This window comes from Candidatus Dadabacteria bacterium, assembly GCA_026706695.1.
GTDB lineage: Bacteria > Desulfobacterota_D > UBA1144 > Nemesobacterales > Nemesobacteraceae > Nemesobacter.
Genome location: JAPOYE010000064.1, coordinates 1 through 13318 on the forward strand (window position 1 = coordinate 1; position 13318 = coordinate 13318).

The window sequence follows — 13318 nt, forward strand, 5'->3', positions numbered from 1 at the left end:
CAAATTCCTGAACCCCTTTGTTTTAAGGGGCTTTAGGACTTAGTGGGAATTGCTGGTCATAAGCCAAAGCATGTGACAGCGGAGATAGGAGTCCAGCGTCAACAGAAGTGGCTTCCGGCGCATACTACGCCTTTAAGGGACCTCTTGAACAAAAACGCCGGTTGATGAACTTTGTATTTTCGAACCTAGAGCTAAAGGGATTAACCCTTTGTTATACCTCGCCCCTTGAAAAAACCGTTTGATAGGTTCGTAAATGCGTCTAATATTGAAGAATGGCGCGCCCGGAGGGATTCGAACCCCCAACCTCTTGATCCGTAGTCAAGCGCTCTGTCCAGTTGGGCTACGGGCGCGGAAAAGCGACGCTTCCTAATGGTTCCTGAGCCGAGTGGCGCAGTCAACCCGGAAAACGGCAGGAACGATTAACAATACGGATTTCTGTATTATAATAGTCGTTCTGAATTTTGTTTCGGGAAAAACTAGATGGAAAAGCTTGAATCGCTTCTTGACATCGAAGTCGGAACCTATCTTCGCAGGGTGAAAGACAAAGAGGAGATAAAGGATCTTGTTTCCGGGAACCTAACCCGGGAAACCTACGCAAGATTCCTGTTCACTTTTTATATAATCGAATTTCTCAGTCAGAGGGCGGTTAACATGGCAAGCATAAACACGAAAGACTCCGACCCCTACCTGAGCAAAAGGTTTCATTCCTGCGCACAGGGAGAACTCGGACATGCCGAGATTGCCCTTCGTGATCTAAAGGATCTCGGAGAGAAGGAGACTAACCCCTTCTGCCTGGAGATCGTAAGGGAATACGACGAGTTCCTGCAGAACGCCGCCGAGCAGTTTCCTCTCGCGATACTTGGACATTCCTATCTGTTTGAAAACGTATCGGGACTTCTTTTTCCTGAGGTAGAAACAGTTCCCGACCCATCAACTTTCATAGAGGTTCACGCCAAGGAAGATCCCGCACACTCCCTGGCGATAAAAAAAACGGTAAGGAGAATCGAAAAAAATCTCGGCAAGGAAAAGATCGAAAAAATTGTCCAGTTCAGCAGGGAAAGCGGAGATTACCTGATGCGGCTATTTGATTCCCTTGCCTAAGCCCATAATCTCCTCGTAGCGAAAACACGAGACCAGGTGATCGTTCACCACCCCCGTCGCCTGAAGATGGGCGTAGACGATAGTGGGCCCCATGAAGCGGAAGCCTCGTTTCTTAAGGTCGCAACTCACCCTCACGGAAAGTTCCGTCGAGGCCGGTATTTCCGATAGTTCCTCCCAGGCGTTCGTAACCGGAACTCCGTCCGTAAATCCCCACAGATAATCGGAGAAGCTCCCGAACTCATCCCGTATTTCCAGGAACCGGGCGGCGTTGTTTATCGACGCCTCTATTTTCCTGCGGTTGCGTATTATTCCGCTGTCCGACATGAGTTCCCGTATCTTTTCCTCTCCGTAGCGGGCGACTTTTTCCGGATCGAACCCGTCGTAAAGACGCCTGTAGTTCTCCCTCTTGCGGAGAACGGTAAGCCAGCTGAGGCCTGCCTGGGCGGATTCGAGAACCAGAAACTCAAACTGTTTCGCGTCAGAGAAAACCGGCACTCCCCACTCCTTGTCGTGGTAATCCCTCTCAATACCGGTGCGCTCGCACCATGGACATCTGCGCATACCCTCTTTGCCTCCCGTTCAAAGAATGGCATTGTAAAGAAACCCGAAAAAAAGCACTTGGGGAACTGCAACCGCGGGAAGCAGAAGCGCCGTCTTTCTGCCTATGCTGGTCCAGAGAAGCCCGATCTCCGTATAGTCGGTCACAACCCCCGCCATCAGGAAAACAAAGGGATTTCCAAACGCCTGGACCTTGTCATAGATCTCAAACGCGATAACCGAACTTCCCTCGCTGCAGACCTCAATAACGGTAGCTCCCACAAGGGTGAGCAGAAGGCCGCCCGTGTCCGGACCCAGATAACGCATGAAAAATTCCCCGGGCACGTACACATCTATCAGGACCGCCGCTATAAGGCCGATTATAAGCCACCAGAGAACCATATTGGAAAGACTGAGACTACCCCTGAGAACCCCCTGAACACTTTCCCTCAGCGAAAAATTCTTTATCTTCTCCCACTCGTACCCTTCTCCCAAGCCCGTGACGTCGTTTTTCTCCACGTGGCCTCCCCGCTCAAGTGCCTCGAATATCAGACCGGTAAGAATGGCGATAAATCCCGCCGTGACTATGAACAGAACACCCTTCCACCCGAAAAAGCTTACGAGAAGAATGGTTACGGGAAAATTCGCCCAGGGAGAAGCGAGCAGGAATGTTATCACGGCAGGGGTGCTTGCCCCTTTTCTGTAGATCTGGATCGCTATGGCGAGTATTCCGTGGGAACAGGAAGACATCAGAAAACCTCCCGCAAGAGCGTAGAGAAGCGAGGACTTGCCCGTTTTGCCGAGATACCTGTATATAAACCCCTCGGGAACGAAATAATCCACGGCCCCGCCAAGAAGAAAACCCGCGGCAAGCGGAATGGCGAGCAGCCGGAGATAGCCCAGAAGAGAGGCATTAAGGGGCGAAAGAGAAGGAAGGAAGGAAACGGCGATCAGGAAGAGAAGCAACGCGAGAGAGATTTTCAGGTTTCGGCTGATTCGAAGCGGCTCGCCGGGAGAAGGAACATGGCAACATGAAACCTGATCATTATCCGTGTTAGAAACCGTACGCACCTCTAGACAATTCCCGAATTCACTTTTTATCCGTCTTCAGCAAAGGCCGAAGCGAGTTTAATCCTCATGAGAAACCCCGCACAGGCAGCTTTTCCCTGATTGCTTTGCGCAAGTCAGAAAAACTCAGTCAATCAAGGTTCCCCTCCTCACGCCGTTACAGTGTAATATTATAGGGAATTATATACGTTCCAAGGAGGTTGTTCATCATGCATTCAAGAAATTTCGGTGTTTTGTTTTTGTCAGCAGTATTCTGCATCGCGGGACTGTTCCTGCTTTCATCCTGTGAAGATGATGAAACGGAACCGATGGAAATGAGAGGTTTTTTTCTCAGCATTGATGAGGCAGGCGCAGTAGATTGCGGTTACGAGGATGCCGATGTGTATTTAGAAGGGGATGAATCCACCGGCAGGCTTGACATCGAGATCATCTCCACGAGCCCCACTTTCCCTGACTCGAAATTCAGCTACAAGGGAACGAAAATCATTAAAAGCAAGGGTGACGAGGTTGAAAAAACCATTGCAGCCTCCTACGTATTTGAAAGCGGTGGCGAAAATCACAGCGTGGGAACCCTGTATATCGTTTCAAGAACCGATGATGAAATCGGCAACGGGGCGACTATATTTACCGGCCACTGGGGAGGCGAAGCCATCCGTCCTGAGCAGAGCCCCATGGTGATGTGCCCGTACGTACTTGTGCCGAGAGAAGCGCTAGATGCAGACAGCTGCGGGGAAGAAGTGACACAGATGGCTGCTGGGCTCAGAAAATATTTTGCCGATGACAGAGACAATCCAACCAGATTAGGATATTGCTACAGCCTGCCGCGCAGATTAACTTGAGACTTGCGAGACAATCAAGATGAAACTCTGGGAGTGGTGTCTGAAACGAAGGGGCTGAATTCCGGTTAGATTTCCGCTGGTTTCTATTTGAATTTTTCCGTTTGTCCACCTTTGTTTCTAAGGTAGAATCCTTGCGTTATGGGAAAGAGAATCGTAGTAGCCATGAGCGGAGGGGTCGATAGTGCAACCACCGCCGCCATTCTTAAGTCCCAGGGGCATGAAGTCATAGGAGTGACCATGCAGCTTTGGGACTACGGGGAGAGCGAGGGAGGATGCTGCTCCGCGGATGAGGTCTGCGACGCGAGAAGAGTCGCGTATGAGATAGGCATACCTCACTACGTGGTAAATTACATGGATTCCTTCAGGGAGCTTGTGGTCTCTGATTTCGTAAGCAAGTACGACTCTGGAGAAACCCCGATACCGTGCGTGCTCTGCAACCAGTTCATGAAGTTCGACTTCCTCCTGAAGCGGGCCCTTGAACTTGACGCGGATTTTCTCGCCACGGGCCACTACGCCAGGATATCCCGAAGCGCCGAAACCGGTGAGTACTCCCTTGAGCGGGCCGTTGATCCCGCCAAGGACCAGTCTTACTTTCTCTTCACTCTGGGCCAGAGAGAACTTCAGAAGCTCATTTTCCCCCTGGGAGACAAAACGAAAACCGAAGTGAGAAAAATTGCCGAAAGCATGGGTCTCAGGGTCGCCACAAAGGCCGAGAGCATGGGTGTCTGCTTCATCACGGGAGACGGCTACAGGGAATTCCTTGAGCCCTACCTCAAGAGGGGGAAAATAGAGGGTGACATAGTGGACATGAAGGGAAATCCCGTCGCCAGGCACAGGGGAATTGCCTCCTTTACCATCGGGCAGAGACGCGGACTCGGTTTCGCGAAGGGAAAACCCATGTACGTTGTCGGTATTGACGCGGAGAGAAACGAAGTCAGGGTCGGAGAGGAAAAGGACCTTTACAGCAGCTCCCTTGCCGCGGGAAATCTCTCCTGGGTAAGCGGGCCTCCTGAAGGAGAGATCGAGGTGCGCTCGAAAATAAGGTACCGCCACGGCGCAGTCCCTTCCAGGGTAGCTGTCATGGACGACGGGGATGCGATAGTCAGTTTCTCCGAACCGCAAAAAGCCGTAACGCCCGGCCAGGCAATCGTTTTCTACAAGGATGAAACCGTTATGGGCGGCGGCTGGATAAAAGGGGCGCGCGTCCAATGAAAAAGATCTCCGTTGTAACGTTGGGATGTAAAGTTAATCAATATGACACGGCCGCCCTGCTTAACCATCTGCCATCCTCCGAGTTTGCAAAGAACGAAAGATTCGACGAACCGGCTGACGTGTACGTAATAGATACATGCACCGTCACGCACAAGGCGGATTCGGAAGCGAGAAACTACATATACAGGGCAAAAAGATCAAATCCCCGCGGCGTGGTAATAGTGACGGGCTGCTACGCACAGATATCCCCCGAGCAGCTCTCGGCTATGGAGGAAGTCGACTACGTAATCGGAAATTCCCACAAATTCTCATCCCTTCTCGGAGTCATACGCCGGGGAGAGATCCAGAGCGAACCGAAGGTTCTCATATCCGATATCTTCAAAGAGAAGAAAAGGAAATTCGACACCCCGGATATCAGATTCTTTCCCGACAGGACAAGGGCGTTTCTCAAGGTGCAGGACGGGTGCAACTACGCCTGCACATTTTGCGTGATACCGAGGGCACGCGGGCGGTCCCGCAGCCTGGAGGCTGATGAAGTTATCTCCAGGCTGAGAACTCTTGCGGGCGCGGGATACAGGGAAGTAGTCCTCACCGGTGTTCATCTGGCAAGTTACGGAAGGGACATAGGTTCTGACCTTGTCGGTCTGCTCGGAAAGATTGAGGAATCCGGGGCAGTACGCAGGATAAGACTGAGCTCGCTTGATCCTGCGGACACCACAGAAGAGCTGATCAGCTTCGTCTCGGAATCGGAAACTGTCTGTCCAAGCTTCCACGTAGCGCTTCAAAGCGGAGACAGAGAAGTCCTCAGAAAAATGAGAAGAAGGTACAGCCCCGAGCAGTTCCTTGAGTGCACGGACACTATACGCAGCGTTCTACCGGAGGCCTCGATCGGCACGGACATAATGGTCGGGTTTCCCGGGGAAACGCAGGAGCAGTTTGAAAATTCCCGTGACGTGGCAGCCGCTTCGGAACTCACTTACTTCCATGTGTTTCCCTACTCAATAAGGAAAATGACCCCCGCTGCGAATATGAAAGACCAGATTTCCCCACAGGTGAAAAAGGAAAGAGCGGCGGAGCTACGCGCGCTTGGAAAAACGAAGAAAGAAAACTTTTACAGAACGTTCATAGGCAAAACCCTCGACGCCATTGTCGAGAGCAGATCAAACTGTACCACGGAAAACTACATAAACGTGAAGCTGATTGAAGGCAGCATTGATACCGGAGCGGAAATAAGGGTGAAAATAGAGGATGTAAAAAATGAAACTGCCTACGCGACGGCCGTCTGAACCGCCTTCCAAAGCTGATGGACAAACTGCTTGGCTTGTAACTCCCGAACGACGCAATGGCGGAGAGAGTGGGATTCGAACCCACGAAGGGGCTTTCACCCCTTACTCGATTAGCAATCGAGCGCCTTCGACCACTCGGCCACCTCTCCCCGCTCGGTGAGAAAATGATAACCCACCGGAAAGCAGAATCAAAGCTGCTTTCTTTCTGTTTTTTTTAGCCCCTAACTGAAAAAATCTCAAGAATCAGCAGAACATCGTCCGATTTGTTCTGAACTGTACAATTCTCCCCACCTTCAAGAAAAACGGTCTGCCCCGGGAAGAGTTCATCACTGCCTTCATCGCTGATTATCAGAGCTTCTCCCTCCAGAACCAGCAGTCGCAGGTTTTGAGAAGAGGTATTCTCCGTCCTTGCGGCTTTACCGGAAAAAACTGTTGTTTTCGTTACTCTTGAGAGTTCCCCTTTTTGAATTTCTTCCCTGCTGCCCCAAGGATAGTGAACTGCTTTCGGACGGTCTGCCTCATCCCTCCCCCGCTCTCTTAATTCCTTCGCAAACTCGCCCGCCTCATTCGAGCGGTCAAGATCGGAGACAAAAACGGCGTCCCTAGTTTCAATCACGGCAACGTTGCGAAGACCGGATACGCAGACAAGCCTCGAGCTGCTTTTTACAATGGAACCCCCCGTATCCCTCAGGATTACGTCTCCTTCAATCACGTTGCCCTCGGAATCTTTCGGGAAAAATTCGTAGAAAAGCCGCCATGACCCTACGTCGCTCCACGGAAAAGAAGACGGTATCACGGCTCCGCGCGAGGTCCTCTCCATTACCGCCCGGTCAACGGGAACAGAAGGAAGCCCGGCGTAAACATCCCTGCTGATTTTCCCGCGGGAAGCTTCGTGGATCGGCTCATACACGTCGGGGCAAAGAACCGCGTATTCATCAACCATGGTCCGGGCCCGGAAAACGAACATTCCGCTGTTCCAGAAGAAATTTCCCGAAAGCAGGTACTCACTCGCAACTTCGGCGCTGGGCTTCTCTATGAACCTTTTTATTCTAAGCCCGCCGTCGCGAAGCGACTCCCCTCCCTCGATGTATCCGTATCCGGTCTCGGGGACAGAGGGAGTGATTCCAAAACATACTATGTAATCGTCTTCGGCAAGCGAAACCGCCCTTCGAACGTGATCACGGAAGTTCTCGTCGTCCCCGACCACATGATCCGAGGGAAAAACCATTATCACCGAGCCCTCGTCTTCTGAGACAATCTCAAGCATCCCAAGCAGAATCGCCGGAGCAGTGTTTCTGCCCACGGGCTCGGTAATAATTTTTATCTTTCCCAGGAAATCAGTGGAACGGAGGTTCTCTTCAATCAGCGGGCGCTGTTTTTCCTCAAGCACAACAAATATGTTTTCTTCAGCGACAAGACGGGCGGCGCGTTTAAGCGTCGCAAGCAGAAGTGATTCATCTCCGTTTATACTGAGGAACTGCTTGGGCAGAGACCGCCTTGAGAGAGGCCAGAGCCTGGTTCCCCGTCCCCCGGCAAGAATAAGGCAGTAAAGATTTTCTTTAGACATTTTGAGAACCGAGTTCCGCAGAACAGCTTCTGAGTTTTACTCTACCTGATGGGGCTCCTTCAGAAGATCCCATACGGTTTTCACGGGATTAAACGTTGTGGAGGGAACTTCCACGAAAACCGTTATCCAGCCGGACATGGAACCGTTCCAGAGCCCGGGAAGCTCAAGAGCCTTTATCTTCATAGCACCAAAGGTTTTTTCGGTAATAATTCCGGCTTCCGGGTCGACAAAGCCAGTCAGATTAAATTTCTCTCCCCTAAAATCCTTTACTCCGCAGACAATATCCACAGGATTAAAATGGGTTGAGTTCTCCCATATATGCCGTTGGGAAGAGGAATCTCGGTCAACCTCGGCGCTTTCAACTATCTGAAGCGACTCTCCCCTTCCTCTTTCTCCTTCCACCCAGAACGGACCGCCGCCCGGTTCACCCACGTTCTTTACGACACCGCATACCCTGATGGGCCTGTGAAGCGTCCGAAACAAGAACTCCCTCCTGCCAGCTCCAGACAGCCCTGAAAGTTCCTGGGAAAGGTCCATGAAAAGTTTTTCCCGGCAAAAGGAAATTATCTCCCGTTCAAATGCCTCAGAGGTCCAGGAGGAAGAAAGAGCTTCTGTGTAGAGGAAAACCCTTTTCTGGATAGAGAAGAGAGAGCCCCCCAGGGTCTTTTTCCACTTAACTGTATCGGGGAGAAGTTCCTCTTTCGCCACGTTATCTATGTTTTTTATAAAAATACAGTCATAGCAGAGTTCGTTCAGGTTCTTCAGCAGCGCCCCGTGCCCAGCGGGCCTCCTGAGGAGAGACCCGTCGGCGTCAGTAACAGGCGTGTTGTCCATTGCGACCGCGATTGTATCCGTTTCGGGGTCCTGAACCGAGTACGTTACGTCAAATGAAACCCCTTCGTAGGACAGAAGAGAAGCTGCCTCCCTCTCCTCCAGAGCAAACCGCTCCGCAAAGGCAGGGGAAATCGTAAAATGCATTGAGACTGTACCGTGCGAGTTTGTATACCCTGTGGCTTCTCTGAAATGCTCGCAAAAAGCTGTCCTCCGCTCCCCGCCGTAGCTATGAAAAGGCACAAGCCCTTTGGGAACGCTCCCGTAACCCAGGCCGTCGGTTCCCAAAAGGGTGTCGAAAACAAGTCTGAAATTCCCCGAAGAGGCAATCTTTTCCGTTTTTTCCCCGAGCCTTTGCTCAAGGAGGTCCGCGAAGGGAAATCTTGCCGCGTTTGAGAGGAATTTCTCAAGTATCTTTTTCTCTTCGGGATCCAAAGCCGCTTCGTCCGAGGAAAAAGTTTCCCGAAGCATACTGAGGTCCCGAAACATTCTCGAGGCCGCTCCCGATGCCGGAACGAATTTGCACACACTAGTTTCAGGAAGGGCGTCCTCGTAGTGCTGTTGAAACACCCGGGACTCACCCTCTTCCAGTTTTCTTATGCCGTCGCCGACTGTCGCGGGGCGAAGGAGCCTGCGGAAGGGGTAACCCTTTTTGAAGCGTTCGATCTGTTTTTGAATATTCAAGATACGAATTTCCCGCGGCGGACTCCGACACGAAAACTATACATAAAAAAGCTAGAAACTCCCCTAGTCCCTGAGCGGAATTGCGTGCGATTCTTCAATCGGGGTGGCGGGACCGACGGGATTTGAACCCGCGACCTCTGGCTTGACAGGCCAGCGTTCTAACCAGGCTGAACTACGGCCCCGTTTAAATCAGATGGTGGGCGGTACAGGATTCGAACCTGTGACCCCCTGCTTGTAAGGCAGGTGCTCTCCCGCTGAGCTAACCGCCCGCAAAAACCCAAAAAGCAGGCAATCTGTATAACCGAATAAAAACTCTTTGTCCAAGACTAAGACACGGAACGGTCAAAGTCCATGCTCTTCTATGAACTTTTCCGCGTCCATAGCCGCCATGCACCCGCTTCCCGCCGCCGTTATGGCCTGTTTGTATCTCGTATCCTGGATGTCTCCGGCGGCAAAAACGCCGGCAACGCTTGTTTCAGAAGTACCGTTACTGGTGATCAGGTAACCGTTATCGTCCATATCAAGCTGTCCCCTGAAGATTCCGCTGTTGGGAGTGTGCCCGATCGCCACGAACATGCCCTGACACTCCTTAATGTAACTCTCCCCGGTCACGACATCCTTTATCCGCACCCCAGTTACTCCGTCCTCCCTTGAGCCCAGCACATCTTCAACGACACCGTTCCATATGAAATCTATTTTTTCGTTTTCTCTGGCCCTCTGCTGCATTATCACCGACGCCCTGAGCTTGTCGCGCCTGTGAACCACCGTAACCCGGGTTGCGAACTTTGTAAGGAAGATGGATTCTTCCATGGCGCTGTCGCCTCCCCCGACAACCACAAGCTCCTTATCCCTGAAAAAAAATCCGTCGCATGTGGCGCATGTGGAAACCCCGTAACCCACAAGCTCACGTTCGGAAGGCAGGCCGAGCATCCTTGCCGTGGCACCCGAGGAAATGATGAACGTGGAGGCAAGTATCTGCTCATCTTCCGTCGACACGAGAAACGGCCTTTTGGAAAAATCGACCGCGGTTACGGCCTTCTGTACGCACTGTGCCCCGAAACGTTCGGATTGCTCCTTCATAAGATCCATAAGCTCAGGGCCCATGATTCCGTCTGGAAACCCCGGGAAATTCTCAACATCGGTAGTCGTGGTAAGCTGCCCTCCGGCTTCCGGACCTTCAAATACAAGCGGCTCTAGATTCGCTCGCGCCGTGTAAAGGGCCGCGGTCAGCCCCGCAGGACCGGAACCCATGATGACCACCTTGTAGCTTTCTTTCAGTTCTTTCACTTTGCACTCCTGCAATTTCTTTTTAGAACAGGGACTTTATACTACATTCAGGCAGTGGTTTTTCAAGAGACAAAACAAACGAAGGAGGCGGCCAAAACCCTGCTCCGCAAGTGCTTACGCTAATGGAATCCGCGAAGAAAACTCCGCTTTATGAAAGACACGCAGCCCAGGGAGCCGTATTCGGCGAGACGGGCGGATTTTTTCTTCCAAAAAGCTATGGTGACCCGGAAGGGGAAGCAAAAGCCGTAAGAGAATCCGTGGGCGTTATAGATATTTCAAGCAGAGGAAAACTCATGCTGTCGGGAGCAGACCACATAAAATTCCTGCAGGGAATGCTCACAAACGACGTAAAAGAAAAATCCCCCGGGACAGGGGCCTACGCGGCAATACTCACCCCTAAAGGAAAAATGATTTCTGATATGAGGGTCTTTAAAAATGAAGACTCAGTCTATATGGATACAGAACCCGGCACGAGCGGGAACATAGCGGAGCTTCTTCGCAGGTTCAAACTTTCATACAAAGCTGAGGTGCTCGACGTTACTGAAGATTACTGCGTTTTTCACGTGTGCGGTCCCGGCTGCGGGAAATTAATCGAAAAGCGCCTCGGCGTCGACGTTAAACAGATGAAGGAATATGATCACCGGGCTTGCGGCGAGGCAACCGTAATGAAGCTCAACAGAACGGGAGAAACCGGTTTTGACGTTCTTTTTGAAAACTCCAGGGCTGAGAAAATCTGGGAACTTCTTCTTGAAAATCCACCGGTCCCGGGACTCTGCGGACAGGAGTCTCTAGAAACCCTGAGAATAGAAGCCGGAATTCCCGTCTACGGAAAGGATATGGATATTTCCACGATACCAATTGAAGCCGGCATATGGGATGTCCTTGACTTTGAGAAGGGCTGCTACGTGGGACAGGAGGTAATAGCAAGGATAAAGTGGAGAGGAAGAGTAAACTGGCACCTCGCGTATTTCGAGGCCCAGCAAGGCGGCAATGCACTGCCAGGAGACATTCTCTGGGTTAAGGAGAAAAAAGTGGGGAGAATAACCTCTTCAACATATTCTCCCACTTTGGGGAAAAACATCTCCATCGGCTATATAAGAAGGGAGTTTCGCGATTTTGAGGGAGAAATATCCGTTGGCGGGGAACACAGCTCCGACAGAACTCTGAACACAGTAAAAATAACGGAAAAACCCTTTTACAGCCGCTTTGCATAATTAAAAAAAATGCTATAGTCTAAAGGTTGACCGCTTGGCCGTGAATTTGTCCGTTTTACAGGTACATAAGGCAAGTATTCGGGTTTGATCATGTTTTAATTAAAGAGGTAATTACAAAAAATGATATTGGACAGGTTTCTGGAATATTTTTCAAACGACTTGGCAATCGACCTCGGAACTGCAAATACCCTTGTATACCTCAAAGGCAAGGGGATAGTGTCTAACGAACCGTCGGTGGTAGCGGTGCAGCACATTCCAGGACAGAAATCAAGGCTCATCGCTGTAGGAAGACAGGCCAGGGAGATGGTAGGAAGAACCCCCGATTCGATTAAAGCCATAAGACCTCTTCGCGACGGTGTTATCGCCGACTTCGAAGCGGCGCAGAAAATGATCGAGTATTTCATAAAGAAATCCAACGGCAATAAAAGAAGCTTAGTGCGCCCGAGAGTAATAATATCGGTTCCCCTTCAGATTACCGAAGTAGAGAAAAGAGCCGTAAGAGAATCAGCCGAGGCGGCGGGAGCCAGAAAAGTATATCTCATTGAAGAAACAATGTGCGCCGCCATAGGGTCTGGGATAGAAGTGGATAGGCCCTCGGGCAACATGGTGGTCGACATAGGAGGCGGTACCACAGGAATAGCAGTTATCTCACTATCCGGGATAGTCGTGAGTAAATCAATCAAAATCGGCGGAGACAGGATGGACGAAGCCATACAGCAGTGGCTGAGAAAAAGTCACAACATAGTAATCGGATACAGGACAGCAGAGGAACTTAAGAAAAAGTTCTCTTCACTCCCGGAGATAAACACCAGCAAAAAGACGCAGTTGAAAGTAACCGGAAGAAACAACATTTCCGGCGTTCCTTCAATGCTTACAATTGACTCGGAAGAAATCGGAGAGGCAGTAGAAGAAACCATAAACCAGATAGTCGACGCAATCATGCAGACTTTGGAGGAAACCCCGCCAGAACTCTCCGCGGACGTCTTTGAATCGGGAATAACGCTAGCCGGAGGCGGCTCGCTTCTAAGAGGGCTGCGCGACCGCATAGAGCAAAAAACCGGCATACAGATAAAAAGGGCCGAGCACCCCCTCGATTGCGTCGTTATTGGTTCCGGAAAAGCTCTCGAAGATATAGATTTTCTAAACTCCATCGCTATATAAAAAGCCAGTGATATCAGGCAGATTTCATAATGTCTCGATTATGGAGTCGCAAGTGCCGAATTCGGTCTTGACAAGGTGATTCCGTTCTGCAGAGAAAGCAGCGATTTACGTGTGCAGAAAAAGGGGGCGGGGAGCAAGAATGGTTGTGAAGCGGGAAAAACCCCTCGAAAAGCCACAAAAAATCATTTTGCATGGAAAGGACGGCATGGGTTCAGAATTTATAGATGCTCGAATTTAGAACGGAATCAGCGCAGACACATGTCACAGTCTTGATCACGGTGATTCCGTTCTGTAGAAAAAGCAGGGTTTATGCGTGCGATGACGAAAAAAGGGGAGCAAGAATGGTTGTGAAACAGGAAAAACCGCCTGGAAAGCGGCTAAGAAAGGAACGAAAAATCGCTCTGTATGGATAAGGATGGCGCAAATTCAAATTCTACAGGCGCTTAATCTAGAACGGAAGTACCCTGAGTCTTGATCACGGTGATTCCGTTCTAGATACGGGGTGCAGTTTTATTAAAAAGTTACGGGCAG

At 50.8% G+C, this 13318-nt stretch carries 11 protein-coding genes and 4 tRNA genes; 6 read left to right on the forward strand and 9 right to left on the reverse strand.

Annotated elements, in window-relative coordinates; all coding sequences use genetic code 11:
• Positions 1-273 precede the first annotated feature (273 nt).
• Positions 274-350 (reverse strand) — tRNA-Arg (locus tag OXG10_04645).
• A 130-nt stretch (positions 351-480) separates the two neighbouring features.
• On the opposite strand from OXG10_04645, the gene OXG10_04650 reads away from it, so the two are divergent.
• Positions 481-1101, forward strand: a complete 621-nt coding sequence (locus tag OXG10_04650; protein MCY3826656.1) for a hypothetical protein — start codon at positions 481-483, stop codon at positions 1099-1101.
• Here the strand turns inward: OXG10_04650 and OXG10_04655 are convergent.
• Positions 1081-1662: a DNA-3-methyladenine glycosylase I gene (locus OXG10_04655; GenBank protein MCY3826657.1), complete on the reverse strand. Its 582-nt coding sequence runs from the start codon at positions 1660-1662 to the stop codon at positions 1081-1083. The two genes, OXG10_04650 and OXG10_04655, sit on opposite strands and share 21 nt — an antisense overlap.
• An 18-nt stretch (positions 1663-1680) precedes the next feature.
• Entirely contained in the window at positions 1681-2709 is a 1029-nt protein-coding gene (locus OXG10_04660) for a permease (protein ID MCY3826658.1), read from the reverse strand.
• 206 nt (positions 2710-2915) lie between these two features.
• Between OXG10_04660 and OXG10_04665 the strand changes: the two genes are divergently transcribed.
• The 3 genes from OXG10_04665 to mtaB all read left to right on the forward strand — a co-directional run bounded on the left by OXG10_04665 (position 2916) and on the right by mtaB (position 6043).
• Entirely contained in the window at positions 2916-3545 is a 630-nt protein-coding gene (locus OXG10_04665) for a hypothetical protein (protein MCY3826659.1), read from the forward strand.
• A gap of 138 nt (positions 3546-3683) precedes the next feature.
• On the forward strand, positions 3684-4757 hold the full coding sequence (mnmA, locus tag OXG10_04670) for a tRNA 2-thiouridine(34) synthase MnmA (protein MCY3826660.1): 1074 nt from the start codon (positions 3684-3686) through the stop codon (positions 4755-4757).
• The gene (gene mtaB, locus OXG10_04675) at positions 4754-6043 is read left to right on the forward strand and encodes a tRNA (N(6)-L-threonylcarbamoyladenosine(37)-C(2))-methylthiotransferase MtaB (GenBank protein ID MCY3826661.1); all 1290 of its coding nucleotides are present in this window, start codon (positions 4754-4756) and stop codon (positions 6041-6043) included. The genes mnmA and mtaB overlap by 4 nt, the downstream gene beginning before the upstream one ends.
• 57 nt (positions 6044-6100) lie before the next feature.
• Here the strand turns inward: mtaB and OXG10_04680 are convergent.
• The 6 genes from OXG10_04680 to trxB all read right to left on the reverse strand — a co-directional run bounded on the left by OXG10_04680 (position 6101) and on the right by trxB (position 10403).
• Positions 6101-6192 (reverse strand) — tRNA-Ser (locus tag OXG10_04680).
• A gap of 65 nt (positions 6193-6257) precedes the next feature.
• Complete coding sequence (locus OXG10_04685) at positions 6258-7610, reverse strand: mannose-1-phosphate guanylyltransferase/mannose-6-phosphate isomerase (protein MCY3826662.1); 1353 nt, start codon at positions 7608-7610, stop codon at positions 6258-6260.
• A 36-nt stretch (positions 7611-7646) separates the two neighbouring features.
• Complete coding sequence (locus OXG10_04690; GenBank protein ID MCY3826663.1) at positions 7647-9125, reverse strand: DUF4301 family protein; 1479 nt, start codon at positions 9123-9125, stop codon at positions 7647-7649.
• Between the two features lie 104 nt (positions 9126-9229).
• A tRNA-Asp gene (locus tag OXG10_04695) sits at positions 9230-9307 on the reverse strand.
• A gap of 12 nt (positions 9308-9319) precedes the next feature.
• Positions 9320-9394 (reverse strand) — tRNA-Val (locus OXG10_04700).
• A 73-nt stretch (positions 9395-9467) separates the two neighbouring features.
• The gene (gene trxB / locus OXG10_04705) at positions 9468-10403 is read right to left on the reverse strand and encodes a thioredoxin-disulfide reductase (protein MCY3826664.1); all 936 of its coding nucleotides are present in this window, start codon (positions 10401-10403) and stop codon (positions 9468-9470) included.
• Between the two features lie 131 nt (positions 10404-10534).
• Between trxB and OXG10_04710 the strand changes: the two genes are divergently transcribed.
• Positions 10535-11626, forward strand: coding sequence for an aminomethyltransferase family protein (locus OXG10_04710; GenBank protein MCY3826665.1), 1092 nt, complete (start codon positions 10535-10537; stop codon positions 11624-11626).
• Between the two features lie 123 nt (positions 11627-11749).
• On the forward strand, positions 11750-12787 hold the full coding sequence (locus OXG10_04715) for a rod shape-determining protein (GenBank protein ID MCY3826666.1): 1038 nt from the start codon (positions 11750-11752) through the stop codon (positions 12785-12787).
• Positions 12788-13318 lie beyond the last annotated feature (531 nt).